27 protein-coding genes are annotated in these 25,395 nt (G+C 66.6%); 21 read left to right on the top strand and 6 right to left on the bottom strand.

Going from position 1 to position 25,395, the window contains the following annotated elements; all coding sequences use genetic code 11:
- Positions 1 to 164 precede the first annotated feature (164 nt).
- The 15 genes from ACIBK2_RS19710 to ACIBK2_RS19640 all read left to right on the top strand — a co-directional run bounded on the left by ACIBK2_RS19710 (position 165) and on the right by ACIBK2_RS19640 (position 12,241).
- On the top strand, positions 165 to 1,292 hold the full coding sequence (locus ACIBK2_RS19710; protein ID WP_396968960.1) for an ABC transporter substrate-binding protein: 1,128 nt from the start codon (positions 165 to 167) through the stop codon (positions 1,290 to 1,292).
- Positions 1,273 to 2,352, top strand: a complete 1,080-nt coding sequence (locus ACIBK2_RS19705; RefSeq protein ID WP_396968959.1) for a FecCD family ABC transporter permease — start codon at positions 1,273 to 1,275, stop codon at positions 2,350 to 2,352. The genes ACIBK2_RS19710 and ACIBK2_RS19705 overlap by 20 nt, the downstream gene beginning before the upstream one ends.
- Entirely contained in the window at positions 2,345 to 3,100 is a 756-nt protein-coding gene (locus tag ACIBK2_RS19700; protein ID WP_396968958.1) for an ABC transporter ATP-binding protein, read from the top strand. The genes ACIBK2_RS19705 and ACIBK2_RS19700 overlap by 8 nt, the downstream gene beginning before the upstream one ends.
- A complete protein-coding gene (locus tag ACIBK2_RS19695) occupies positions 3,097 to 3,708 on the top strand; it encodes a hypothetical protein (RefSeq protein WP_396968957.1) in 612 nt (203 codons plus the stop codon). The genes ACIBK2_RS19700 and ACIBK2_RS19695 overlap by 4 nt, the downstream gene beginning before the upstream one ends.
- A complete protein-coding gene (locus tag ACIBK2_RS19690) occupies positions 3,705 to 4,319 on the top strand; it encodes a hypothetical protein (protein WP_396968956.1) in 615 nt (204 codons plus the stop codon). The genes ACIBK2_RS19695 and ACIBK2_RS19690 overlap by 4 nt, the downstream gene beginning before the upstream one ends.
- Positions 4,320 to 4,331: 12 nt before the next feature.
- Complete coding sequence (locus ACIBK2_RS19685) at positions 4,332 to 4,826, top strand: hypothetical protein (RefSeq protein ID WP_396968955.1); 495 nt, start codon at positions 4,332 to 4,334, stop codon at positions 4,824 to 4,826.
- Positions 4,827 to 4,903: 77 nt separating this feature from the next.
- Positions 4,904 to 5,938: an ATP-dependent 6-phosphofructokinase gene (locus ACIBK2_RS19680; RefSeq protein ID WP_379292186.1), complete on the top strand. Its 1,035-nt coding sequence runs from the start codon at positions 4,904 to 4,906 to the stop codon at positions 5,936 to 5,938.
- Between the two features lie 79 nt (positions 5,939 to 6,017).
- Positions 6,018 to 6,461 carry a hypothetical protein gene (locus tag ACIBK2_RS19675; protein WP_396968954.1) on the top strand — a complete coding sequence of 148 codons (444 nt, stop codon included), beginning with the start codon at positions 6,018 to 6,020 and terminating at the stop codon, positions 6,459 to 6,461.
- Between the two features lie 93 nt (positions 6,462 to 6,554).
- Positions 6,555 to 6,809, top strand: a complete 255-nt coding sequence (locus ACIBK2_RS19670) for a type II toxin-antitoxin system Phd/YefM family antitoxin (RefSeq protein WP_396968953.1) — start codon at positions 6,555 to 6,557, stop codon at positions 6,807 to 6,809.
- Positions 6,802 to 7,209, top strand: a complete 408-nt coding sequence (locus ACIBK2_RS19665; RefSeq protein WP_396968952.1) for a type II toxin-antitoxin system VapC family toxin — start codon at positions 6,802 to 6,804, stop codon at positions 7,207 to 7,209. The genes ACIBK2_RS19670 and ACIBK2_RS19665 overlap by 8 nt, the downstream gene beginning before the upstream one ends.
- Positions 7,210 to 7,228: 19 nt before the next feature.
- Positions 7,229 to 7,627: a DUF6545 domain-containing protein gene (locus ACIBK2_RS19660; RefSeq protein WP_396968951.1), complete on the top strand. Its 399-nt coding sequence runs from the start codon at positions 7,229 to 7,231 to the stop codon at positions 7,625 to 7,627.
- Between the two features lie 69 nt (positions 7,628 to 7,696).
- Positions 7,697 to 8,782 (top strand): MAB_1171c family putative transporter, encoded by a 1,086-nt coding sequence (locus ACIBK2_RS19655; RefSeq protein WP_396968950.1) that lies wholly within the window; start codon positions 7,697 to 7,699, stop codon positions 8,780 to 8,782.
- Between the two features lie 9 nt (positions 8,783 to 8,791).
- Positions 8,792 to 10,171 (top strand): alpha/beta hydrolase family protein, encoded by a 1,380-nt coding sequence (locus tag ACIBK2_RS19650; protein ID WP_396968949.1) that lies wholly within the window; start codon positions 8,792 to 8,794, stop codon positions 10,169 to 10,171.
- Between the two features lie 52 nt (positions 10,172 to 10,223).
- On the top strand, positions 10,224 to 11,729 hold the full coding sequence (gene gatB, locus ACIBK2_RS19645) for an Asp-tRNA(Asn)/Glu-tRNA(Gln) amidotransferase subunit GatB (protein ID WP_396968948.1): 1,506 nt from the start codon (positions 10,224 to 10,226) through the stop codon (positions 11,727 to 11,729).
- A gap of 86 nt (positions 11,730 to 11,815) precedes the next feature.
- Entirely contained in the window at positions 11,816 to 12,241 is a 426-nt protein-coding gene (locus ACIBK2_RS19640) for a hypothetical protein (RefSeq protein WP_396968947.1), read from the top strand.
- Between the two features lie 98 nt (positions 12,242 to 12,339).
- Here the strand turns inward: ACIBK2_RS19640 and ACIBK2_RS19635 are convergent, their stop codons facing one another.
- Positions 12,340 to 13,443 carry a PQQ-dependent sugar dehydrogenase gene (locus ACIBK2_RS19635; RefSeq protein ID WP_396968946.1) on the bottom strand — a complete coding sequence of 368 codons (1,104 nt, stop codon included), beginning with the start codon at positions 13,441 to 13,443 and terminating at the stop codon, positions 12,340 to 12,342.
- A 137-nt stretch (positions 13,444 to 13,580) separates the two neighbouring features.
- Between ACIBK2_RS19635 and ACIBK2_RS19630 the strand changes: the two genes are divergently transcribed.
- The gene (locus ACIBK2_RS19630) at positions 13,581 to 14,429 is read left to right on the top strand and encodes a DoxX family membrane protein (protein ID WP_396968945.1); all 849 of its coding nucleotides are present in this window, start codon (positions 13,581 to 13,583) and stop codon (positions 14,427 to 14,429) included.
- 281 nt (positions 14,430 to 14,710) lie between these two features.
- Here the strand turns inward: ACIBK2_RS19630 and ilvD are convergent, their stop codons facing one another.
- Positions 14,711 to 16,552, bottom strand: a complete 1,842-nt coding sequence (ilvD, locus tag ACIBK2_RS19625; RefSeq protein WP_396968944.1) for a dihydroxy-acid dehydratase — start codon at positions 16,550 to 16,552, stop codon at positions 14,711 to 14,713.
- Positions 16,553 to 16,898: 346 nt separating this feature from the next.
- On the bottom strand, positions 16,899 to 17,480 hold the full coding sequence (locus tag ACIBK2_RS19620; RefSeq protein ID WP_396968943.1) for a PH domain-containing protein: 582 nt from the start codon (positions 17,478 to 17,480) through the stop codon (positions 16,899 to 16,901).
- Positions 17,481 to 17,809: 329 nt separating this feature from the next.
- Here ACIBK2_RS19620 and ACIBK2_RS19615 point away from each other — a divergent pair, with 329 nt between their 5' ends.
- The 4 genes from ACIBK2_RS19615 (at position 17,810) to ACIBK2_RS19600 (ending at position 21,953) form a co-directional block, all read left to right on the top strand.
- Positions 17,810 to 19,738 carry an acetolactate synthase large subunit gene (locus ACIBK2_RS19615; protein ID WP_396968942.1) on the top strand — a complete coding sequence of 643 codons (1,929 nt, stop codon included), beginning with the start codon at positions 17,810 to 17,812 and terminating at the stop codon, positions 19,736 to 19,738.
- A complete protein-coding gene (gene ilvN, locus ACIBK2_RS19610; protein WP_357378084.1) occupies positions 19,735 to 20,238 on the top strand; it encodes an acetolactate synthase small subunit in 504 nt (167 codons plus the stop codon). The genes ACIBK2_RS19615 and ilvN overlap by 4 nt, the downstream gene beginning before the upstream one ends.
- Positions 20,239 to 20,374: 136 nt before the next feature.
- On the top strand, positions 20,375 to 21,376 hold the full coding sequence (gene ilvC, locus ACIBK2_RS19605) for a ketol-acid reductoisomerase (RefSeq protein ID WP_396969226.1): 1,002 nt from the start codon (positions 20,375 to 20,377) through the stop codon (positions 21,374 to 21,376).
- A gap of 193 nt (positions 21,377 to 21,569) precedes the next feature.
- A complete protein-coding gene (locus ACIBK2_RS19600; protein WP_396968941.1) occupies positions 21,570 to 21,953 on the top strand; it encodes a VOC family protein in 384 nt (127 codons plus the stop codon).
- Positions 21,954 to 22,025: 72 nt separating this feature from the next.
- Here ACIBK2_RS19600 and ACIBK2_RS19595 read toward each other — a convergent pair whose 3' ends face one another.
- The 3 genes from ACIBK2_RS19595 to ACIBK2_RS19585 all read right to left on the bottom strand — a co-directional run bounded on the left by ACIBK2_RS19595 (position 22,026) and on the right by ACIBK2_RS19585 (position 24,423).
- The gene (locus ACIBK2_RS19595) at positions 22,026 to 22,325 is read right to left on the bottom strand and encodes a hypothetical protein (protein WP_396968940.1); all 300 of its coding nucleotides are present in this window, start codon (positions 22,323 to 22,325) and stop codon (positions 22,026 to 22,028) included.
- A gap of 294 nt (positions 22,326 to 22,619) precedes the next feature.
- Positions 22,620 to 23,840: a cation:proton antiporter gene (locus ACIBK2_RS19590; protein ID WP_396968939.1), complete on the bottom strand. Its 1,221-nt coding sequence runs from the start codon at positions 23,838 to 23,840 to the stop codon at positions 22,620 to 22,622.
- Positions 23,841 to 24,003: 163 nt separating this feature from the next.
- Positions 24,004 to 24,423, bottom strand: coding sequence for a PPOX class F420-dependent oxidoreductase (locus ACIBK2_RS19585; RefSeq protein WP_396968938.1), 420 nt, complete (start codon positions 24,421 to 24,423; stop codon positions 24,004 to 24,006).
- Between the two features lie 89 nt (positions 24,424 to 24,512).
- Between ACIBK2_RS19585 and ACIBK2_RS19580 the strand changes: the two genes are divergently transcribed.
- Positions 24,513 to 25,391, top strand: a complete 879-nt coding sequence (locus tag ACIBK2_RS19580) for an AAA family ATPase (protein WP_396968937.1) — start codon at positions 24,513 to 24,515, stop codon at positions 25,389 to 25,391.
- Positions 25,392 to 25,395: the final 4 nt, after the last annotated feature.

Genomic DNA, 25,395 nt, shown 5'->3' with positions numbered 1-25,395 from the left:
AATTCTCGGCATTCGCCGAACCCGTGGCAACGTCGGTGTGGCCGACACTCGCTTGCCTTCTCGACGAATTAGCTTATGCTAACCTCACTTTCTCCGAGCTTCATCCGGTTCGCCTGGTTGAGAACGGCGAATCGACAGTGCTGAAGTATCGCGAGAGGGACGTTGTGCACGCTGTACCGGTAAGAACTCGAGGCCGTTCCGCGCGACGAATCATCGCGATCGCACTGGTCGCGACCGCAGCGCTCTCGGCCTGCTCGAGCCGCGAATCGAACAGCGCGGACCAGGCGGGTTCGGCGACCATCCAGATCGTCGATCAGCGCGGTCAGACAGTCACGATCACCAAGGACGTCAAGAAGATCGCCTTCGCGGTCATTCCCGCGCCCGCGATCTTCGCCGCGGTAGATCGCAGCTATGACCGGATCGTCGGCATCAACCAGTCCACCTTGGTCGCCAACAAAGGCGGCATGTTCGCCACCATCTTCCCGCAGTCGGTGAACTCCACGGTGGTGGCCGGAAACAACTTCATCCCCAATGTCGAGACCCTGCTGAAACTGAACCCGGATGTCGTTGTGCAATGGGGAGATCGCGGCCCCGACGTCACCGAGCCGATCGTGAAAGCCGGATTCCCGGTGGTCGGATTGAAATACGGCACCCAGGAAAACTTAGAAGGCTGGATCAAGCTCTTCGCCGATATCGCGGGCAAGCCCGCACGCGGCACGGAGCTGGTGAACTGGCTGCACAGCGAGATCGACGCGACGCGCACCGAGGTGGCCGCCGAGAAGACGCCCCGTCCGCGCGCGATGATCCTGTCGCGGGTCGGCGAGGCGTATTCGACAACCTCCGCCAGTGGCTACGACGGGTTCCAATTCGACCTGGTGGGTGCGGATCTGGTGACCAAGGGCTTCCCCGGCGACGCCCCGCAGATCACCGCCGAGCAGATCCTCACCTGGAACCCCGAGGTGATCTTGCTCAGCGGCTTCGATGAGAGCACTCCCGCGGAAATCTATGCCGATCCGCGGCTGGCCGGCGTGAGCGCCGTGCAGCACCGGCGGGTGTACAAGACGCCGCTCGGCGGCTACCGGTGGCAGGTGCCCAGCGTGGAGTCGCCGCTGATGTGGCAGTGGATGCACGAGGTGCTCTACCCGAAGACCGCGCCGAGCGACCTGCGCAAGAACGTCCGCGACAGCTTCGACAACCTCTTCGGCTACAAGATCTCCGACAAGGAGATCGATCAGGTGCTGCGGCTCGACCTCAACGCGAACTCCGCGGGCTATGACCACTTCCGCGGTTGAGCAGGTAGTCGAGGACGAGCCGACGTTCACGCCGCCCCGCCAGTGGCGAGCCGCAGCCGTGCTGCTGGTGCTGGTCGTCCTGCTGGTGGTCGTCGCGATCACCGCGCTGGCCGTCGGCCGGTATTACGTGCCGCCCAACGAGGTCGCGAGATTGCTGCTGGGACAGGTGTTTCCGCTCGACGAGACCTGGTATCCGCAGGAACGCAGCGTGGTGCTCGACATCCGGTTGCCGAGGGTACTGCTCTCGATGATCGTCGGTGCCGGGCTGGCGGTGACCGGCGCGGTGATGCAGGCGGTGTTCCGGAATCCGTTGGCCAGTGCGCAGGTATTGGGTGTGTCGTCCGGGGCCTCGTTCGGCGGGGTGCTGATCTTGATGGTCGGCGTCGGCGGCGGCTACCTCGTCGGCGGTGCGTTCGTCGGCGGTGTGCTCGCGCTCGTCCTGGTGTTGCTGATCGCCCGCGCGACGCCCGGTTCGCCGCTGTTGATGATCGTGCTCGGTGGCACCGTAGTCGGTGCGATGTTCCAGGCGATGGTGTCGTTCGTGACCTACATCGCCGACCCGTACCGGGAACTGCCGTCGATCGTGTTCTGGCTCTTGGGTTCCTTCGCCACGGCAAGCTACGACAAGGTGCTGATCGCGCTGGTGCCGATCGCGCTCGGCGGGTCGGTGGTGCTCGCGCTGCGGTGGCGGCTCAACATCCTGGCCATGGGTGACGAGGACGCGTTGTCGCTCGGTCTGCGGCCCGCCAGGATGCGCCTGCTGCTGCTCGGTTGCGTCGCGCTGATCACCGCCGGTGCGGTGGCGGTCGCCGGGGTGATCAGCTGGGTGGGCTTGATGGTCCCGCATCTGGTCCGGATGCTGGTCGGCACCGATAATCGAATTGTGGTGCCGATGAGTGCGCTGCTCGGCGCGTCCTATCTCACGCTGATCGACACGTTGTCCCGAACACTGAGCACCGCCGAGATCCCGATCGGGATCCTTACCGCGATGATCGGGGCACCGTTCTTCGTGCTGCTGCTCATCCGCAATCGCCGCCAGCTGTGGGGTGCCGATGGTTGAGGCGCGCTCGATCTCGTTTCGCTATTCGGCCAAGGGGCCGTGGATCTTCCGCAACGTCACGGTGGACGCGCGGCCGGGCGAGGTGCTCGCGGTGCTCGGGCCGAACGCGCGTGGCAAGACCACGATGCTCAAATGCCTGTCCGGGCTGGTGCCGCCGACCGAGGGCACGGTCGAGCTGTCCGGGAACGTCGGGTTCGTGCCGCAGAGTCATGCGGTGGTGTTCTCGTTCTCGGTGGCCGACACGGTGCTGATGGGGCGGGCCCGGCAGGTCAAGATCTACGGCGCGCCGACCAGGGCCGATCGCCGTGCCGCCGCGGCCGCGCTGGCCCGGGTGGGGATCGGCCACCTCGCCGAGCGGGATTACGCCCGGCTCAGCGGTGGCGAACGGCAGTTGGTACTGATCGCCAGGGCGCTCGTATCCGATTGCGCCACCATCGTTCTCGACGAACCGGCGTCGGCGTTGGATCTGCGGAACCAGGCGCGGGTGTTGACGTTGCTGCGGTCGCTCGCGGACGAGGGCATGGCGGTGGTGTTGACGACGCACCATCCCGATCATGCGTTGCACATCGCGGAGCGGGTGGTGTTGATGGTCGGCGCGGACGATCAGCGGGTCGGTCCGACGCGAGAGTTGTTGACCGACAGCGTGTTGAGTGAGCTGTATGAGCTCGACATCGTGACCGCGGACGTCCGGACCGCGAGTTCGGTGCGGCGATTGATCGTGCCCGACTTCGGGCGAGGCGTGTCGTGACGGTGCTGCGGGTGGTGATGGAGCCGGGTGTCACCGAATCGGAAGGGTGGCGGCGAATCGACGTCTACGACCTTCCTGAGACCGACCTCGCGACGGTGACGGGGATGTACCTGCACGGCGATATTGATCAGGAGTTTCTGGCCGAGCATCGAGAGTGGTTGGGGCGGTTCGTTGTCGGCGGCGGCAGGGTGGTGGTCAACGGCCACGTGCAGCGGGTGTTTCTCGACGGTCTGACGCGCTGGCGGAAGCTGGAGTTCCGCAAGCCCGCCGACCTCGCGTTGACGAAGGTGTCCGAGCATCCGGTGTGGGCGGGCATCGATCCGCAAGTGCTGCTGTACAGCACCGGCACGCCCGGTCACCTGTCGTTCGAGGAGCTTTCGCGGATCGGCGTCGCCGGATTCTATGGTCGCGGTTACTACTTGGATCTCCCGGATCAAGCGCAGGTGATCCACACCATCGGGCCGACCGCCGGTCCGATCGACTACACGTATCCGCTCGGTGCGGGAAACGTGCTCGTGCACGGCGGCAATGACCTGTTGCAGTTCGCTAGTGTGGATCGGGGCACGAGTTTCCTGACTGGACAGGTGTTGTCATGGTTGCGGCGATGAAGCGGGTTGCCTGCGTGTACGGCGGCTCGCACGCGCAGCTGGCTACGCTTGCCGATCCGGCGTTGGCGCCGTACCGGATTCAGCCTGTGCACGTTCGTGAACTCACGGCGGTCGCGGTCGCGGACGCCGATGTCGTGGTGGTCAGTGATCGAGTGCGGCCCGACCTGCTGATCCCCAGGTCGCCCGCTGTGCTGGCGTGCCTGGATCGTGGCGCGACGGTCGTGGTGTTCGGTGTGAACGCCGTCGGCGACTGGTTACCCGGTGTTCGGGAGGAATCCCGGCCGACCATCTTCTGGTGGTGGCGAACCGGCGAAGACCATCGAATCCGGCTGCGCGCGCCCGACCATCCGGCCTGGCCGTGCTTCGCCGAACGAGCGGTGGTCTGGCATTACCACGGTGTGCTCGAGCCACCCGCCGGTGCGGTGAGCCTGGTCGACCTCGAGACCGACACGGGGGAGCGCGACGGATCGCTGCTCTACATCGACGAGGCCAGCACTCCCGGGCGGCTGCTCGTGACCACGATGGACCCGGTCTATCACCACGGCTCCGGATTCATGCCCGGGGCAACTCAACTGCTGTACTCCGCGATGCAGTGGGCCACGCGGAGCTGACGAGGAGATGGCATGTCGCTGATCGTTCGTGAAGGTACAACCATCTTGGACTTCACCTTCCAGGACTTGATGAAGTACCACGGCCCCGGTTTCCCCGGTGGAGTCGCGCACGGGTACACCGCCATGCAGGTGGCGTTGCCGCAACTGGCACCCGACGTGCAGCGCCGAGAGGTGCACGTGCGGACCGCTTTCCGCGGGCCCGGCGGGCGGGACGCGAACGAGATGGTGCTGCGGGCCGTCACCGGCGAGCGATACATCGTCACCCCGGAGCTGGAGAAGCCGGAACGTGGCGTGGTGCTCGAGCGCTACGTCTGGGAATTCAGCTACCGCGGCAATACCGTGACGGTGCAGCTGCGCGACGGCGGTTTCGTCATCGAGGAGTTCATCGCGTTGGGCCGCAAGCCCGATCGCACCGCGGCCGAAGAAGCGCACCTCACCCAGCTCAAGCAGGAGATGACCGAGCGGTTGTTGCGTAAGGACGCCACCGAGGTCTACGAGATCGTGTGACACCGAATGATCACCGTTACCCCGGCTTCGCGGGGGTCGTCCTGCCGAACGCGGCCCGGCGGGGCAAGATAGCGGCCATGCGCATCGGAGTCTTGACCGGCGGCGGAGACTGCCCTGGACTGAACGCGGTCATCCGTGCCGTCGTTCGCACCGCGAACGGCCGCTACGGCGACGCGATCGTCGGGTTCGAGGACGGTTGGCGCGGTTTATTGGAGGATCGCAAGATCCAGATCCTCAACGACGACCGCACCGACCGGCTGCTCACCAAGGGCGGCACCATCCTCGGCACCGCCCGCACCAACCCCGACGTGCTGCGCGCCGGGCTCGGCCGGATCAAACGGACCCTGGACGACAACGGCATCGACGCGCTCATCCCGATCGGCGGCGAGGGCACGCTCACCGCGGCCAGCTGGCTGTCCGACGAGGGTGTTCCGGTGGTCGGCGTGCCGAAGACCATCGACAACGACATCGACTGCACCGACGTCACTTTCGGCCACGACACCGCGTTGAGCATCGCCAGCGAGGCGATCGACCGGCTGCATACCACCGCGGAATCGCACCAGCGCGTGATGCTGGTCGAGGTGATGGGGCGGCACGCGGGCTGGATCGCGGTGAACGCGGGCATGGCGGCGGGCGCGCACCTGACCCTGGTGCCCGAGGTGCCGTTCGACGTCGACGAGGTGTGCGCGATGATCAAGCGCCGCTTCCAGCGCGGCGACAAGCACTTCATCTGCGTCGTCGCCGAAGGCTCGCATCCCGCGGAGGATTCCGGTTTCGCGTTGCGCGAGGGCGGGATCGACGAATTCGGGCACGAGCGGTTCACCGGTGTCGCCCAGCAGCTCGGCGCGGAGATCGAACGCCGCATCGGCAAGGAGGTCCGCACCACGGTGCTCGGCCACGTGCAGCGCGGCGGCAGTCCCACCCCGTACGACCGCGTGCTGGCCACCCGGTTCGGCCTGCACGCCGCCGAGGCGGTGCATGCCGGTCAGTTCGGGCAGATGGTCGCGCTGCACGGCAGCAACATCGACCTCGTCCCGCTGGCCGAGGCCACCAAACAGCTCAAGCGAGTGCCCGACGAGCGCTACCGCGAGGCCGAGGCGTTCTTCGGCTGATCACCCGAATTCACCAGGGCCACAGCCGATCAGCGCAGCCCCGGCGGTGCCGTCCGGCCCGCCGGGTTACGCTGGCGGCATGGCCGACTTACACGTGAACGACCTGCCGGACGCCGACGTCGCCGTGCTGCGCCGTCGGGCCCGCGCCGCCGGACTCCCGCTGCTCGGCTACCTGCGCGAGGAACTGATCGCCCTGGCCAACAGGCGCAGCGCCGACGACACCGTCGTCGATTTCCTGGAGTCCGAAGGCCACGAACTGATCCCGGAGATCGACACGGCGGCCATCGCCCTCATCGACATCTACGACCTCCCCGCCGACACCCTCGCCACCTTCGGCCGCCGCGCCTACGCCACCGGCCACCCCCTCAGCGACTACGTCCGGCACGCCTTGATCACCTCCGCCCGCCGCAGCACCTTCGACGACGTGATGCTCGAATTCCGCGAGGCGCAAGACCGCGACCCGAGCCTGAACATCGATCTGGAATCCGTCGCCGTCTCCGTCCGCTACGCGCGCGGGGAGTAACGAGTTGGCCCTACCCCAGGCCGTTCGGGAGCAGGGCGCATAGCTGGTCTAATTCCTATAGCACCCGATAGCATCGGCCGCTATAGTGGGTATATGACCAGGACAATCAGCCAAGCGGAGCTCCGCAACGGCAGCGCTGCGGTGATGGATGCGCTCGAGGCGGGTGAGGACTTCGTCATCACCCGCAATGGACACCCGGTCGGGCAACTGACGCCACTTCGGCCGGAGCTGTCACTCACGACAGCCGAACTTCGTCAGCGCATGGCTCGTTTCACTGATGGGCCGAGCGGTGAATCGGTCATCGCTGAGATCGATGCCGTCTTCGGCGAAGACCGATTGGATGACTGAAGCCAAGCATGCCGTAGGTCTTATCGACACGTGCGTGTTGATTGACCTCGCACGACTCTCGGACAACCAGTTGCCGGTTTTCGTGAGGATCAGCACGGTGACCCTGGCTGAGCTCGGACTTGGCGTTGCTGTCGCGCGCACCGACCTCGAACGGCTGAGGCGGGCGGAGCAACTGCAGGAAGTCGAAAGCTCTTTCAAGACATTGCCGTTCGATTCATCCGCGGCGCGCCGGTTCACGCTATTGGCAGGGCTTGTCACAAAAATCGGGCGCAGCCCGAAGCCGCGGAAGTTCGACCTGATGATTGCGGCAGTGGCCTCCGCGCATCGGTTGCCCCTCTATACGCGGAACGCGAAGGACTTCGAAGGGCTCGAATCGGTACTGACCATTGTCGCGGTGTGACGGTTGCCGGGAGCGTGACGTGACCGCGGCGGTGCCGGAGATCGTGCTTGCGCCGCCGCCCGGTCGGCTGGACCGGCGGGATTCCACCGCCCGGCTGCTCCGGGTCACCGTCGAAATACGTGACGCGCTACTGCATCTCGGCCCTTACCTGCCGACGAATACCGCGCACTTCGATGATGCCGGATGTGAGATCGAGGTCTATGCCTATCGGCTCGCGAGCGCGATCCACGCGCGGAAGGCCGGGCTGCCGCCGACGGACTCGGAGCCCAGGCCGCAAACCTTCTTGAGCGCACAGGATTTCGATACCGAACTGCGGCAGCTGCTGGCGTTGGCCCGGGTCTGGCCCGCTGCCCGCGCCGCCCCGCTGCCGACGGACGGGCGCTCGGAACACCACGTGGACCCCGTCGGCCGAATCTGATAGCAAGAGGCGGATCGACCGGGAGGGGGATCGTTGGTATCGCCGATATCCGGGGTCATCGGATGGACGGTGATCGGGTATGTCGTGCTCGTCGGGGTCGGCAGGGGGCTGCTCACCAGGGATACGGTTATCGACCAGTTGGTCAATCGGGCGCTGCTGTGGTTTCTGATCGGGCTGGTGTTGTATCGGTGTACGCCGACGGCGAGCGTCAGCAGTGTGACGAACCAGCTCGCGCTGGGTTGCGTCGCCATGCTCAGCATGCATCTCTATGGTCTTGCCCGGTTGGGGGAATCCGGTGCCGATCCTGACCTGACCTGGCGGCGGCAGCGGGTCTACTGTGCCGTTGCCGTGTTCTCGACGGCAGTGACAATGCTCGCCGGTCCCTTCGCGGGGCGTGCCGGGCGACTGGTCGAGCACAACCTGAACTGGGGCGGGCTCGTTTTCTGGACGGCGAACAGTGCTCCTCTTATCGCGATGACGCTCGCGTTCACCCGGTTGTGTATTCGAGAACTCCGCTTGGCGAACCCGAGGCCGCTGGCGAAGGCGCTGTATTTGGTGTTGCTGTTGGACTTCACACCCATCTATCTGGATATTGTGCTCGGCGCGGGCGAAGTGGACTTCGGCTGCCAGCTGCGTTATCCGCATATCGTTCGGGTGGAAATCGCCTTCACATTCATCGGTACCGTCGCCACCACCCTCGTCGCGGGCCCGATGGTCGGCCACCTGCTCGCGCAGTTCGGTTGGGATGGGGACGGGCGAATCTGTCGTCGTTTGCAACCGCTGTGGCGTGACGTCACCGCGGCGGTGCCGGAGATCGTGTTGGCGCCGCCGCCCGGTCGGCTGGACCGGCGGGATTCCACCGCCCGGCTGCTTCGGGTCACCGTCGAGATCCGTGACGCGCTGTTGCATCTCGGCCCGTACCTGCCGACGAACACCGGGTACACGGATGGTTCCGGATGTGGGATGGAGGTCTATGCCGGTGGGCTCGCGAGTGCGATCCACGCGCGGAAGGCCGGGCTGCGGCCGACGGACGCGGAGCCCAGGCAGCAAACCTTCTCGAGCGCACAGGATTTCGATACCGAACTGCGGCAGTTGCTGGCGTTGGCGCGGGTCTGGCCTGCCGCACGCCCCGGAGTTGTCACCGACGGTCGGTAGTGTTGGTTCATGCGCTCTGGACGACTGATCGCGTTGGTGCTGTTCGTTGTTGGCGTGCTGGTTGCGGGTTGCTCGTCGGACTCGAACCCGCCGGAGCCGACCACCGGTGACTGGCACGGGGTGATCGAGCTCCCTGGTCAGCCGCTTCCGGTCGGGGTGACGTTCACCGGCAAGGACACGGCGACCATCGACATTCCGTTGCAGGGGCTGGCGGGTGCGCAGCTGAAAGACGTGCAGTCCACTCGCGACGCGGTGTCCTTCGCGCTCGCCGATGCGCCGGGCGATCCGAAGTTCCACGGCAGTTACGACAAGGGCACCGACAAGATATCGGGTGACTTCACCCAGAGCGGGAAGACCTTCAAGCTGTCGTTCGAGCGTGGCAAGGTCGCGCCGCTGAACCGCCCGCAAACGCCGAAGGCGCCGTTCCCGTACAAGTCCGAGGACGTCACCTACCGCAGTGGCGACCTCACCATCGCGGGCACGCTGACCAAGCCGGAGGGCAGTGGTCCGTTCCCCGCGGTCCTGCTGATCACCGGCAGTGGCCCGCAGGATCGCAACGAAGAACTGTTAGGCCACAAGCCTTTCCTGCTCGTCGCGGACACCTTGACCCGAGCGGGCTACGCCGTCTTGCGTAGCGATGACCGAGGCGTCGGTGGTACCGGCGGCAAGCTGGACGACGCGAACTACACCGACCTGGCCAACGACGCGGCTGCTGGCGTCGGGTTCCTGCGCGGCCGCCCGGATATCGACCCGGCGCGCGTCGGACTGTTCGGGCACAGTGAAGGTGCCTACCTTGCGCCACTGTTGGCTTCACGTCCGGACAGCGGTGTCGCGTTCGCCATCCTGATGGCCGGTCCTGGTGTGCCGGGTGCCGATGTGCTCGTCGAGCAGACCCGGTTGATCATCGCCGCCGGTGGTGCGCCCGCCGATGAGGTGGACACCCAGGTGCGGCAAACAGCCGAGATGGCAGCCCTTTTGAAGGTGGGCGATCTGGCGGGTGCCAAGGAACTCGTTCGCAAGCAGAACGACGCACTGCCACCCGAGAAGCGTGCGTCCGACGATGCAGTCACCGCGCAGATCACCCCGTACCTGGCCGCCCTCATCGCCTACGATCCGGCACCGGCGCTGAAGGCGCTGCGCATTCCCGTGCTCGCGTTCTTCGGCGGGAACGATCTCCAGGTGCCGCCCAGCCAGAGTGAACAGCCGATGCGCGACAACCTCGCCGCCGACCCCGACGCGACAGTCCACGTGTTCCCCGGTCTCAACCACCTGATGCAACCGACCAAGACCGGTCTACCCAGCGAATACGGCAGCATCGAGACGACCATCTCGCCGGACGTACTCACCTTCGTCACGGGCTGGTTGACCCAGCGCATCCAGCCGAAGTAGGCCCCGAAGGGCGGGGCGTTCCTGTCCGAGGGCCTTACATAGAATGTTCCGCATGAGCACACCCACACTCGACTTGATGGACTACTCGGATGTCATCGCCCGCTTCGAGCCGGTGCTTGGCCTGGAGGTCCACGTCGAGCTGAACACCGCGACCAAGATGTTCTGTGGCTGCCCGACCGAATTCGGTGCCGAGCCGAACACCCAGGTGTGCCCGGTGTGCCTCGGTCTGCCGGGCGCATTGCCGGTGGTCAACGAAAAGGGTGTGGAGTCGGCGATCCGGATCGGCCTGGCGCTGAACTGTTCGATCACCCCGTGGGGACGATTCGCCCGCAAGAACTACTTCTACCCGGATCAGCCGAAGAACTACCAGATCAGCCAGTACGACGAGCCGATCGCCACCGAGGGCTACCTCGACGTGCTGCTCGACGACGGCAGCACCTTCCGGGTGGAGATCGAGCGCGCGCACATGGAAGAGGACACCGGCAAGTCGACCCACGTCGGCGGCGCCACCGGTCGCATCCACGGCGCCAGCCACTCGCTGCTCGACTACAACCGGGCCGGCGTGCCGCTGGTCGAGATCGTCACCAAGCCGATCACCGGCGCGGGCGAGCGCGCACCCGAGGTGGCCCGCGCGTACGTGACCGCGCTGCGCGAGGTGCTCGAGTCGCTCGGCGTCTCCGACGTGAAGATGGAGCAGGGCTCGTTGCGCTGCGACGCCAACGTGTCGCTGATGGAGATCGGCGCCAAGGAGTTCGGCACCCGCACCGAGACCAAGAACGTGAACTCGCTCAAGAGCGTCGAGGTCGCGGTCCGTTTCGAGATGCGCCGCCAGGGCGCCGTGCTCGCCGACGGCGGCACCATCGTGCAGGAGACCAGGCACTTCCACGAGACCGACGGCAGCACCTCGTCGGGCCGGATCAAGGAAACCTCCGAGGACTACCGCTACTTCCCCGAGCCCGACCTGGAACCCGTTGCGCCCGAAGCGGACTGGGTCGAACAACTGCGCGGCACCATTCCGGAGTACCCGTGGCTGCGCCGGTCCCGCATCCAGACCGACTGGAACCTGTCCGACGAGGTGATGCGCGATCTGGTCAACGCGGGCGCGCTCGACCTGATCATCGCCACCGTCGACGCGGGCGCCCCGGTCAACGAGGCCCGCTCCTGGTGGGTCGCCTACCTCACCGAAAAGGCCAAGGAGCGCGAGGTTTCGCTGGAGGACCTGCCGATCACCCCCGCCCAGGTCGCCGCGGTGATCAACCTGGTCGAGGCGAAGACGGTCAACAACAAGGTCGCCAAGCAGGTCGTCGACTTCGTGCTGGCCGGCGAGGGCGAGCCCGCGCAGATCGTCGAGTCCAAGGGTCTCGGCATGGTCAGCGACGACAGCGCCCTGCAGTCCGAGGTCGAAAAGGCGCTCGCCGCCAACCCCGACATCGCCGAGAAGATCCGCTCCGGCAAGGTCCAGGCCGCAGGCAAGATCGTCGGCGACGTCATGAAGGCCACCCGCGGCCAGGCCGACGCGGCCCGCGTCCGCGAGCTCGTGATCGCCGCCTGCAGCTGAGTTCAGTTCGCCCGCAACGGTTTCGGGGAGTTATGCGTCCAGATTTGTTCGTCATCGAACGGCCAGGCCCTGGATCGGTAGCCATCATGGCCAGACCGCGAGGTGGGGACTGGTTGGCCGATTTGATGGATGGTCTGCGGGCCGCCGGGGTGACGACACTGGTGAGTGCGCTGACTCCGGGTGAGGAAATGGAATTGGAGTTGCGCGACGAGGCGGCTGCGGCGCATCGGGCCGGGCTGGAGTTCGTCGCCTTTCCGATACCGGACCGCAGCGTGCCGCGGGTGGCCGTGGCACGACCGGTATTGCAGCGGCTGGCGGAAAGTGTCAGCGCCGGAGGGTATTTGGTCGCGCACTGCCGAGCAGGGATCGGCCGGTCCGCGCTGATCGCGGCGGGCGTGCTTGTGCTGGAGGGTGCTGATCCCGCTGCGGTGTGGGACCTGATCGAATCCAGTCGCGGTTGTCCCGTGCCGGATACCGACGAACAGCGGCAGTGGGTCAACGAATTGCTGTGAGAATCGGCTAATTCAGGCACGACACTGACCGAATCCGTTCGCGCACAACGTAAAAGGGCCGACTCCGTGGAGTCGGCCCTTTGTCGTTCGCCCGGCGACTAGTCCGGGCCGTTCCCACCGGCCTGTGGCGGCGGAATGCGCACTACCCGATCGTCATTCGGCGTCGGCTGGCCGTCGGTCTTGTTCACGGTGCCCACCCAGATGGCGCCGTCCGCGCCTACCGCGGCACCGCCGAGCTGGCCGTACTTGTCCTGCGCGATGAGGGTCGGGGCTGAGGTGACGGCGTGGGTGGTCGCGTCGGCCGCCGCGATGGCGAGGGCCTTGGACTTGGTGAGTGCGATCGCGACGCCGTCGGTGGCGGCGGCGCAGCCCGCGACGCCGGGGCGGTCCGGCCAGGTCCACGCCGTGGTGACCACACCGTCGGCGCCGAGCCGCTGCAGCCGATCCTCGACGGCGGTGCGATCGGTGATCCAGATGCTGTCCTTGCTGTCCCGGCAGACATCACCCGCGACACCGATGCCCGACACCGCGACCTCCGCGGTGGCGCCCGGCGCGGGGGAGTTCACCCGCAGCAGCTTGCCCGCCAGCGAGGACGGGGAACTCGCGGCGCCGGGATTGCCCGCGTCGCCGGTGAGCACCAGCATCTGGGTCGGCGTGGCGAAGTCGATGGCGCCGTGGTTTCCGCTGGGGCCCTTCGGGATTCCGGTCAGGATGTCCTTGGGCGCGCCGCCGCCGGGGGCGATGCGGACCACTCGATTGTCGCTGGGGGTGGTGATGTAGGCATACATCAGCCCGTCCTCCGCGAAGGTCGGGGAGAGGGTGATGTCGCTGAGCCCGCCGTCGCTGGAGCCGTCCACGTCCACCCGCGCGTACTCGCTCGGCGGCGTATCCGGCGCCACCTTGAGGATGCGTCCGGTGCGCCGCTCGGCGACCAGCGCGCCGTCGCCGAGCGCGACCAGTCCACCCGTGGTGTCCAGGCAGGTCGCCACCACCGCCGGATCCGGATCGATGCACGGCCCGCTGGGACGGTTGGTCGACGTCGGCGGCGCCGACGGTTTCTGCGGGTCGATGTTGGCCCCGTGCAGCGTCGGCTCCGGCGTGAACGGGCTCGACGCCGAATCATCGAACCGCGCACATCCGGTCACCAGGACGGACCCGAGCGCCAAGCTCACCGCAACGCGACCCACGACAACCAACCTCATAGCTCAGACGTTACGGAAAACCGTCCGGCACCGCCCCTCCGGCCCACCGATGTGGGCCGATGGGTTTTGAAATAGTCGACCACCACGCCGTGGTGTTAGGGGCCCGCGGCCGGGCGACGCAGCATAGGGTATTGGCCGTGACCGAGAAGCCGAAAGACACATCCGACCCCGCGGCGGCCCGAAGTTCGGTGCCGTCCACGGCTGAGCAGTCGGCGGTGTCGACCACCGGTCGAGGCGTGAGTAGTCCGTTTGATTCGCCGACCGAGCAGTTTCCCAAGTTGACCAAGGACGTCCCGCGCACCGACGACGAACTCGGCTTGGATCCGCAAGTTCCGTCGGTCGGCGCGAGCGGCACCGCGCCGGACGCGCCCCCCGCCTACGCCTACGCCAGCATCCCGCCCGCCGCGAACGCCCCGACCGACACCGGCAGGCTGCGCCGCCGCAACGGCGACAACCGCCGCGGCACAGTGGATTTCGGGCTGTTCCTGCTGCGCCTGGTCGTCGGCGGCGTCTTCGTCTACCACGGCCTGCAGAAGCTGACCGGCTGGTTCAACGGTCCCGGCCTCGACGGCACCCGCGACATGATGGAAACCGGCGGCTGGGACCACCCGACCTTGGCGGCCATCCTGGTCACCATCGGCGAACTCGGCGGCGGCGCACTGCTCGTCCTCGGCCTGGCCACCCCGTTCGCCGCGGGCGCGGTCCTCGCGGTCATCCTCGACGCCTGGGCCTGGAAGCAAGGCATGATCCCCGGCTTCCAATTCAAGGACGCGGTCCCCACCGGCGTCGAACTCGAAAGCATCCTGGCCGGAACCGCCGCCGTCATCATCCTCACCGGCCCCGGCCGCTGGGCCTTCGACCGCAACCGCGGCTGGGCCACCCGCCCCTTCGCCGGCTCCTTCGTCATCCTGGTCCTGGCCATCGCCGCCGCGGTCGGCACCTACTGGTACCTGCACGGCGGCAATCCATTCACCGGCATCGGCTGATCCGCCTCTCCGCGTATTCAGGCCAGACTCGAGTGCCGCGGCAGTATCACCGGCGGCCGGCGGTCATGCCGCAGGCAAGTTGGCCCGTACCCGGCGAGTTACCCATGTCCGTGCGAGATCCGTTGTTGCGTCCGCAAACCCACGACTAACGAAGGCCCCCTCTATTCCGAGGGGGCCTTCATCGTCCAGTGGCAGCCACGACTCGCCGGGGTTGGGCTGGGGGAGAACGAGATCCGGCGCCCCTCGGTGTGAGGAGCGCCGGATGGGTTGGGGTGGTGGTGTTACGGCACGTGGCGGACAGCGCCCTTGTCGGCCGACGTGGCCAGCGCGGCGTAGGCGCGCAGGGCGGTGGTGACGGTGCGTTCGCGGTTGACCGGCTGCCAAGGGCGTTCGGCCGCTTCCATTTTGGCGCGACGCTCGGCGAGGACAGCGTCGTCGACGAGGACCTCGAGTGCTCGGGTGCTGACATCGATGCGGATCTGGTCGCCGGTTTCGATCAGGCCGATGGTGCCGCCGCTGGCCGCCTCGGGGGAGATGTGGCCGATGGACAGGCCCGAGGTGCCGCCGGAGAAGCGGCCGTCGGTGATCAGCGCGCACTGCTTGCCGAGACCCGCGCCCTTCAGGAAGGCGGTGGGGTGCAACATCTCCTGCATGCCCGGACCGCCCGCGGGACCCTCGTAGCGCACGACGAGCACGTCGCCCGCCTTGATCTTCTTGCCGAGGATGGCCGACACGGCTTCCTCCTGGGATTCCACGACGAGCGCGGGTCCCTGGAAGGTGAACAGTTCCTCGTCGATGCCCGCGGTCTTGAGCACGGCACCGTCGGGAGCGATGTTGCCGCGCAACACAACCAGTCCGCCCTCGCGGGTGTACGCGTGCTCGAAGTCGCGGATGCACCCACCGGCGGCATCGGTGTCGAGCGAGGACCAGCGGTTCTCGGTGGAGAACGGCTCGATCGTGCGCACGCCACCCGGCGCGGCATGAAACAGCTCGATCGCTTCCGCAGAAGCCTTGCCGGAGCGGATATCCCAGGTGTCGAGCCACTCGTCGAAGCTGCGCGTGTGCACGGTGCTCACGTCGGTCTCCAGCAGACCCGCGCGCCGCAGCTCACCGAGGATGGCGGGGATGCCACCGGCCCGGTGCACGTCTTCCATGTGGTAGTCGGAGTTGGGCGACACCTTCGACAGGGTCGGCACCCGGCGACTGGTCTCCTCGATGGTGTGCAGATCGAAGTCGACCTCACCCTCCTGCGCGGCCGCGAGGGTGTGCAGCACGGTGTTGGTGGAGCCGCCCATCGCGACGTCCAGGGCCATCGCGTTGCGGAAAGCCTTGGCGTTGGCGACATTCCGCGGCAGCACCGACGCGTCGTCCTCGCGGTACCAGCGGTTCGCGATGTCGACGACCACGGTGCCCGCCCGCTCGAACAGCGACCGGCGCGCGGCATGGGTGGCCAGCGTGGAACCGTTGCCGGGCAACGCGAGTCCGAGCGCCTCGGTGAGGCAGTTCATCGAGTTCGCGGTGAACATGCCCGAGCAGGAACCGCAGGTCGGACAGGCGGACCGCTCGACCTCGCTCAAACCCTCTTCGGACACCGCCTGATTCGCGCTCGCCGAGATCGCGGTGATCAGGTCGGTCGGTGCCTGCGCGACACCGCCGACGACAACGGCCTTACCGGCCTCCATCGGCCCGCCGGAGACGAACACCGTCGGAATGTTCAGTCGCATAGCGGCATTCAGCATGCCGGGAGTGATCTTGTCGCAGTTGGAGATGCACACCAGCGCGTCGGCGGTATGCGCGTTCACCATGTATTCGACCGAGTCGGCGATGATTTCGCGCGACGGCAGCGAGTAGAGCATGCCGCCGTGACCCATCGCGATGCCGTCGTCGACGGCGATGGTGTGGAACTCTCGTGGCACGCCACCCGCGGCGCGCACCGCCTCGGCCACGATCTCGCCGACGTTCTTCAAGTGCACGTGGCCGGGCACGAACTGGGTGTAGGAGTTCGAGATGGCGACGATCGGCTTGCCGAAGTCGGAGTCGGTCATACCGGTGGCGCGCCAGAGTGCGCGGGCGCCTGCGGCATTGCGGCCGACGGTGGTGGTGCGGGAACGAAGCGGTGGCATTGATGGTCCTCGATCTGGGTCGCGGGGGCTGGTGTGCGACTGCGCAGAGTTAGCTCGGCGGCCGCTCCACGGTACTCCCGCGTGGGTGTCGGCCTACCTGCCGGTCAGGGCGGCTCGTGGCCGTCGTCCCGAACCGTTCTCGGTGTCAGTCCGTGCTGGTGTCGCCGCGAAGGGTGATCGTCGGCGCTGACGGTGTCGCCGGAGTTGCCGGGCCGTCGGGCTGCGGTGGGCGCATCGGGGATCGGTCCTCCCGACACGCTGACCACAACGCCGACAACATCCTACCGTCGGCAAATGTTCCTGATCGTGGCGCGCGTGCCGCCTGCGCTCGGTCAGGTGCTGGTGCCTACTTGCTGTCGTGGGTGTCGCCCTCGACGTTGCTGTCGCCGGGCTTGGTGTCGTCGGTGGTGACCGAGCTGTCGGCCTCGGCGACTTCCTCCGCAACGCCCGCATCATCCGACTTCGGCGCGGCCGGCGGCACCGCATACGGATCCGGAATCCGCCCCTGCGAAGCAAGCGCGAGATCACGCACCCGGTCATAACTCACCGCGGGCAATTTCATCTCGGTGCCGTCGACCAGATCAGCGCGTACGTATCCACGTTTCGGGATACGCACACCCTTCAGCTGAGACCAGTCGAGATGCCGCGACCCGAACACGGTCCGCAAATCCAGCCCGTTCTCGGAGACAGTCGTCTGCGTCCGCAGCACCCACACGCTCACCGCGACCGGGATCAGCAGCAACCACCACAGCCCGATCGGCCAGCCGACGAACATGAAGAACACGCACATGAACAGGATGAACACGCCTAGGAAGGCCAGGCGTGGGATGCGGATCACAGTGGCGGCCGAGCCGCCACCCGTGTCCGATCCCTCGGGTGCGGTGTGGGACGATTTAGCCGGTGGCACGGACTGATGCGGTGATGACACACCACCATCCTCGCATCCTGGTGAAGGACCCAAGCAGCCGCACTATCCCACATAATGGGACCTGTTTGACTCTTCGGCTCACGCACACATACCGTCATGCGCGTGAATCGAAACGAGCTTCTCGTAATCGGCCGGCGCGTCCAGCGTTGAGCCTGACTATCTGAGTCGAATACGTCAGCTCGCGTTGCGACGCGCCACCCTCGAACAGCCATGCGCTGTCGGGGGCTTTTTTGTGTTCGGGTGAAATATCCGCACGTGGCAAGTCGCAAGACACCGCATGTCAGATACAAATCCGGGGTCAGAACGACAAGCAGTTAGGAACGAAGACGGTGAGTGCACCAACCGCACGGCCCGGGCCATCGGCCCGCAGGCCAGCGCCCTCGGCCAACCAGCCGACAGCGCCCGCTGGCAGTTCGACGACGTCGGCCAACCGCCGCCAGCTCCCGCCCGAGCGGGTCAGCGGCGCGCAGTCGGTCGTCCGGACGCTCGAGGAGCTCGGCGTCGACACCGTATTCGGCATTCCCGGTGGCGCGATTCTCCCGGTCTACGACCCGCTGTTCGACTCGACCAAGGTGCGCCACGTGCTGGTCCGGCACGAGCAGGGCGCGGGTCACGCCGCGACCGGCTATGCCCAGGCCACCGGCAAGGTCGGCGTCTGCATGGCCACCTCGGGTCCCGGCGCGACCAACCTGGTCACCCCGATCGCCGACGCGCAGATGGATTCGGTGCCGATCGTCGCGATCACCGGCCAGGTCGGCCGCGGACTGATCGGCACGGACGCCTTCCAAGAGGCCGACATCTCCGGCATCACCATGCCGATCACCAAGCACAACTTCCTCATCACCGAGGGCATCGACATCCCGCGCATCATCGCCGAGGCGTTCTACCTGGCCTCGAGCGGTCGCCCGGGCGCCGTGCTGGTGGACATCCCGAAGGACGTGCTGCAGATGCAGACGACCTTCAGCTGGCCGCCGGAGATGCGGCTGCCCGGCTACCGTCCGGTGACCAAGCCGCACGGCAAGCAGGTCCGCGAGGCCGCCCGGATGATCTTGGAAGCCAAGTCGCCCGTGCTCTACGTCGGCGGCGGCGTCATCAAGGCCGACGCCTCGCCCGAGCTGCTCGAGCTGGCCGAGATGACCGGCATCCCCGTGGTCACCACGCTGATGGCGCGCGGCGCGTTCCCGGACAGCCACCAGCTCAACATGGGCATGCCCGGCATGCACGGCACCGTCGGAGCCGTTGCGGCGCTGCAACGCTCGGACCTGCTGATCACCCTCGGCGCCCGCTTCGACGACCGGGTCACCGGTCAGCTCGACTCGTTCGCGCCGGACGCCAGGGTGATCCACGCCGACATCGACCCGGCCGAGATCGGCAAGAACCGGCACGCGGACGTCCCGATCGTCGGCGACTGCCGCGAGGTGATCGTCGAGCTGATCGAGACCTTGAAGGCCGATCCCGCGGCGAAGTCCCCGCTGCTCGACCTCACCGACTGGTGGAAGTACCTGGACAACGTCCGCAGCAGCTACCCGCTCGGCTGGACCGCGCCCAGCGACGGCTCGCTCTCGCCCGAGTTCGTCATCCAGACGCTCGGCCGCCTGGCCGGACCCGACGCCATCTACTGTGCCGGCGTCGGTCAGCACCAGATGTGGGCCGCGCAGTTCATCAAGTACGAAAAGCCGCGCACCTGGCTGAATTCCGGCGGTCTCGGCACCATGGGCTACGCCGTCCCGGCCGCCATGGGCGCCAAGATGGGCGCGCCCGACAAAGAGGTGTGGGCGGTCGACGGTGACGGCTGCTTCCAGATGACCAACCAGGAGTTGGCCACCTGTGCTGTCGAGGGCGTGCCGATCAAGGTCGCGCTGATCAACAACGGCAACCTGGGCATGGTCCGCCAGTGGCAGACGCTGTTCTACCAGGAGCGTTACTCCAACACCGATCTCGGCACGCACACCCTGCGCATCCCCGACTTCGTGAAGCTCGCCGAGGCCCTCGGCTGCGTCGGCATCCGGGTCGAGCGCGAGGAGGACGTGGAGGACGCGATCCGGCAGGCGCAGTCCATCAACGACCGTCCCGTCGTGATCGACTTCATCGTCGGCAAGGACGCCCAGGTGTGGCCGATGGTCGCCGCGGGCACCAGCAACGACGAGATCATGGCCGCCCACGGCATCCGCCCGCTGTTCGATGACGACGAGCAGGCCGCCGAGCCCGCGGTCATCCACGAGGCGATGTCGCACGAGAAGAACAAGGTGAACGAATGAGCACGACGCACACGCTCAGCGTGCTTGTCGAGGACAAGCCCGGCGTGCTCGCGCGGGTCGCGGCGCTGTTCTCCCGGCGCGGCTTCAATATCGAGTCGCTCGCCGTCGGCGGCACCGAACTGCCCGAGATCTCCCGGATGACCATCGTCGTCACCGTCGAGGACCTGCCACTCGAGCAGGTCACCAAGCAGCTCAACAAGCTGATCAACGTCATCAAGATCGTGGAGCAGGACTCCGACACCTCGGTGGCCCGCGAACTGATCCTGGTGAAGGTCCGCGCCGATGCCAGCGTGCGGACCCAGGTGATCGAGGCGGTTACGCTCTTCCGGGCGAAAGTGATCGACGTCTCCCCGGACGCGCTCACCGTCGAGGCGACCGGAACCCGGTCCAAGCTCGACGCGCTGCTGCGCATGCTGGAACCGTACGGAATCCGGGAGATCGTGCAGTCCGGTGTGGTCGCGGTGGGCCGTGGTCCGAAGTCGATCACCGCGACTCGCTAGCGCTCGCCGCAGTATCCGCGCTGTGTTTTTTGGGCCAGCCCAAAGGACGGGCCGGCCGGATAAAAACGCTTCCAACTAAACAACTTTCAGACCTAAGCAAAGTATCCAGAAGGGAACCAACCAAGTGGCAGTCGAGATGTTCTACGACGACGACGCCGACCTGTCGATCATCCAGGGCCGCAAGGTCGCTGTCATCGGCTACGGCAGCCAGGGCCACGCGCACTCGCTGAGCCTGCGCGACTCCGGCGTCGAGGTCCGGGTCGGCCTCACGGAGGGTTCGAAGTCGCGGCCGAAGGCCGAAGAGGCGGGCCTGACCGTCGGCACCCCGGCCGAGGTTTCGGCGTGGGCCGACGTGATCATGGTGCTCGCCCCCGACACCGCGCAGGCGTCGATCTTCACCAACGACATCGAGCCCAACCTCGAGGACGGCGACGCGCTGTTCTTCGGCCACGGCCTCAACATCCACTTCGGCCTGATCAAGGCGCCGGAGTTCATCACCGTCGCGATGGTCGCCCCGAAGGGCCCCGGCCACCTGGTGCGTCGTCAGTTCGTCGACGGCAAGGGCGTGCCCGCCCTGATCGCCGTCGACCAGGACCCGAAGGGTGAGGGCCAGGCACTCGCCCTGTCCTACGCGAAGGCGATCGGTGGTGCCCGCGCCGGCGTCATCAAGACCACCTTCAAGGAAGAGACCGAGACCGACCTGTTCGGCGAGCAGGCCGTGCTCTGCGGTGGCACCGAAGAGCTGGTCAAGACCGGTTTCGAGGTCATGGTCGAGGCCGGCTACGCGCCCGAGATGGCCTACTTCGAGGTGCTGCACGAGCTCAAGCTCATCGTCGACCTGATGTACGAGGGTGGCATCGCCCGGATGAACTACTCGGTCTCCGACACCGCCGAATTCGGTGGCTACCTGTCCGGCCCGCGGGTCATCGACAAGGACACCAAGAAGCGCATGCAGGACATCCTGAAGGACATCCAGGACGGCACCTTCGTCAAGCGCCTCGTCGCCAACGTCGAGGGCGGCAACAAGGAGCTCGAGGGTCTGCGCAAGGCCAACGCCGAGCACCCGATCGAGGTCACCGGCGCCAAGCTGCGCGGGCTGATGAGCTGGGTCGATCGGCCGATCACCGAAACCGCCTGAGTTTCAGCACAATAGCGGCCCGGCACCTGGTGGTGCCGGGCCGTTTGCTGTTCGCGGGTCAGCGATTCGGGCGGGCGGCACGACGGCGGCCGGTACGATCTGCGCGGACACTTTCGCCGCTGCTGCGGCAATTGTGCCCATGTTGCGCCGAAAAGTGTCCGTTCAGGACGGGTGGCGTCGGTAGTCTTCGCCCATGACGTCACTCGCTGCCGCCGAAGTCATCGCGTTCGCGCCGTCGACGGATCTGGAGCGGTCGCGCCGGTTCTTCGGCGAGGTGCTAGGCCTGGAGATTGTCGAGGTGACACCGTTCGCGTGCGTGGTTCGCAACGGGGGCACCATGATTCGGGTTACCGCGGTGGAGAATCTTGTCCCGCAGGCGTTCACGGTGCTCGGCTGGACCGTCGCCGACATTGCGGGCACGGTCGCTGAACTAGCCTCGCGCGGTGTGGAATTCGTCCGATATGACGGAATGGACCAGGCCGACAACGGCGTATGGACCACGCCGGGTGGTGACAAGGTCGCATGGTTCACCGATCCGGACGGAAACGTGTTGTCCCTGACCGAATTCAGTGGCTGAACTGCCCGGTACGACCGGACGACTTATCGAGCTGAACGGCCCGGCCCCACTGCGGTGCCGGGCCGAAACGCGCTAGCTGCTGCCGAACAGCCCGTGCGGACGGTTCTGGCGGAACTGCCAGAACGGATCTTGGCCGCGGTCGGCGAACGGGCCGTTGTTGCAGCTCCAGTTCTTGAACGGGCCGAAGTCGCAATTGGGATCATGGCGCGGATGGTGATGCCGGACGTCGGTGACGCTTGGCACGCCCAGATGAGCGTCGGCCGACGCGGGAATGGCCAACGCGGTCAACGGAACCGCGACGATCGCGCCGGCGACAGCCACTCGGGCCAGCATGCGGCGCGAATTCGTGGACTTGGTTGTGGAGAACAACATGGATCCTTTCACTCTGCGGTGAACTGCGCGTTCACCATCCCCCGCTGCGGTCTGCCCACGCGATCGCGCACCATGGCGCACCCCGCCGACAGGTCGGGACAACTGTGCCGCCGCTGCTTTGCGAGCACCCCCGGCATACCCGGCACAGCACCGACTGCACGGTCTCACTCTCGCGCACTTCGCCCGAAAGGTCACGGGTGTTGACCCGTCTACGGAAATTTTCAACCTGGGGAACTAGGGGATAACCCTCAGTCTCCGATACCGGCTGGATCGCATAGATCCATCGCGACGCTGTCAGTCATGCGCGCCACCGATCGCTTTGTCGTGCCGTCGCTTTCCCAGACGCTCGGCGACGAGCGGTGCGCCGATTCCGTGCAGGACGACACTGCCGACGACTACGACCAACGTCACGCCGATCACGAGGAACGCATCGTCGTCTTTGTGCAGTCCATTGAACGCGAGCAGCGCGAAGACGATCGACGCGACACCGCGCGGCCCAAGCAGTCCGATCATGAGCCGCTCGCGTTGCGTGAACGGCGAGCCGAGCAACGACAGCCCGACCGGAACCAGGCGAACGACCGTCAACGCGAGCAGGCCGTACACGATGACCTGCCAGCTCAGCCAGCTGAACGTCGCCGCAGCGACGTTCCCGACCGCGAACCACATTGCCAGCCCGGCGAACTCGGCCACATCCTCGGTCGATTGCAGTGGCTCGCCCGGCAATTCGCGGCGCAGCGTGCTGTACGCGAGGCCCGCGAGGAAGGCCGCCACAAAGCCGTTACCGTCCAACCACACCGCGACGCTGTAGGTCAGCACGGGAATCGCGATCGTCCCGATGCGCACGGCCCGCGCGTCCGTCCACCGTTTACGGGCCGCCGCCGACATGCAATATCCGGCCAGCGCGCCGATCGGCAGGCCGATGAGCACCGACTTCACCACCGCGGGCACCGCCTCGCCGAGCGCATGCATCGCCTGATCCGACCCCGCGCTCGCTTCCGCGGCGGCCAAGGCGAACAGGAAGATCGGCGCGACGAGTCCGTCGTTGAACCCGCTCTCCACATTGAGTGCATGCCGAACCCGTTCCGGCACACGCAGATCCCGCACGATCGCCTGGGCTGGTACGAGGTCGATCGGGACGACGATGCAGGCGATCAGCAGGATCACCGTCCACGAAACGCCCGGCAGCAGCGCGAATCCCAGCAGATAGGCGGCGGCGAGACTCAGCGGGAAGGCGATGAACAGCAGCCGGAAGATCCCGGTGTGCCGACGGCCGGACAGTCCCTTGCGTACTTCGGTCGCGTCGGTGAAAAGGAACAACGCCAAGATGAATTCGACAACCCGCTGCGCCGAATCGGTGTTGACCGCGGTCGTCAGCCAGTGATCGCTGCTCCAACTCACCACCGCACCGACCACCACCATGGCCAGCGGCGCGGTCACCTTCCAGCGCGCCATCGAGCGCGACAGACAGGACCACGCGAGGATGACCGTCATCGTCGCGGCAATCGCAATGAACATGAGTCTCCCGCTTCGTCAGGGACCGGCCATGAGGGCGTCGGCCTCCGGATTCCCGGCATGCTGACAGCAAACGTAGAGCTTACTCGAGTCGTCCCGTCGCGGACGGTCGAGCTCGAGATTTCATGATCAACATGACATGCGGGTGGCGCGGGACCTGCCGGACCTACTCGACGGTGCGGGAGCTCCCGTCCGGGTTGGCCGGGTCGAGGTGCCAGCTCCGGATGCTGCGCGGGTGGATGCGGATGATGTCGTTCGAGAACCATTCGGGCGCGACCGGGGGAACGTCCACCGTCAGGGTCTCCACCACACCGCGGATTTCGACTCCTCGTCCCCAGCCAGGCTTGACCGCACCGGGCTCGTCCGGGGTCATGTCATCGATGAGGAGGCTGACCTTCGGGTTGGCCAGGATGTTGCGATAGCGCTTGGTCGCGGCGTGATTCGGGCCGCCGATATCGATGGTGTCGTCCGGATTGAGGCGGAATCCGAGCGGGCTGACCTGCGGCGCCCCCTCAGGGGAGACAGTGGCGAGTCGGGCCAGGCGTTGGCCGGCGAGGTAGGCGCGTTCGATGTCGGTGAAACTCATAGCCGTGACCCTAGAACCTCAATCGCAGTTCAGATCAAGCCTCAGTCGGCCGATCTCGGCGCGCGTCCGGGCGATCTAGACTCTTACTGATGAGTAAGTTCTTCGGCTCCGTCGACGAGGTGACCAGGCGGCTCACCGATGCCGGGTACCTCCCGTCCATCGACATCGCCACCGCCGTCTTCCTCGCCGACCACCTCGGCAAGCCCCTCCTGATCGAGGGGCCTGCGGGCGTGGGCAAAACGGAGTTGGCCAAGGCCGTCGCCACCGCGTCGACCGCCGACCTCATCCGCTTGCAGTGCTACGAAGGCATCGACGAAGCCCGCGCCCTGTACGAGTGGAACCACGCCAAGCAACTGCTCCGCATCACCTCGGAGCGCGAAGCCTGGGACAGCACCCGCGACCACGTCTTCACCGAAGAATTCCTGCTCGCCCGCCCCCTACTCGCCGCCATCCGCAACCCGAGCCCCACGGTCCTGCTCATCGATGAACTCGACAAGGCCGACGTGGAACTCGAGGGCCTGCTGCTCGAAGTGCTCGGCGACTACCAGGTGAGCATCCCCGAACTCGGCACCATCACCGTCGTCCGGAAACCCTTCGTCATCGTCACTTCCAACGCCAACCGCGACCTCTCCGATGCACTCAAGCGCCGCTGCCTCTACCTCCACATCGACTACCCCACAGCCGAATTGGAACGAGCCATCGTCCGCATGAAGGTCCCTGAACTAGACGAGGCCCTTGGTGAGCCGGTGGTCCGCGTCGTCGGCGCGTTACGCGAACTCTCCCTTCGCAAACCGCCCTCCATCGCCGAAACCATCGACTGGGCAAGAACTCTCGTAGCCCTCGGCACCCGCTCGCTGACCGGCGGAGTTGTTCGCTCCACGCTCGGTGTATTGCTGAAATACCAAGCAGACCACCGCATTGCGTCCGAACGCCTGTCGTTGGACTCCGATGAGGGGACGGAGCGGTGAGTGG

It is taken from the genome of Nocardia sp. NPDC050175 (genome assembly GCF_044459885.1).
Lineage (GTDB): Bacteria > Actinomycetota > Actinomycetes > Mycobacteriales > Mycobacteriaceae > Nocardia.
This window is presented reverse-complemented; position numbering and strand designations above follow the sequence as displayed.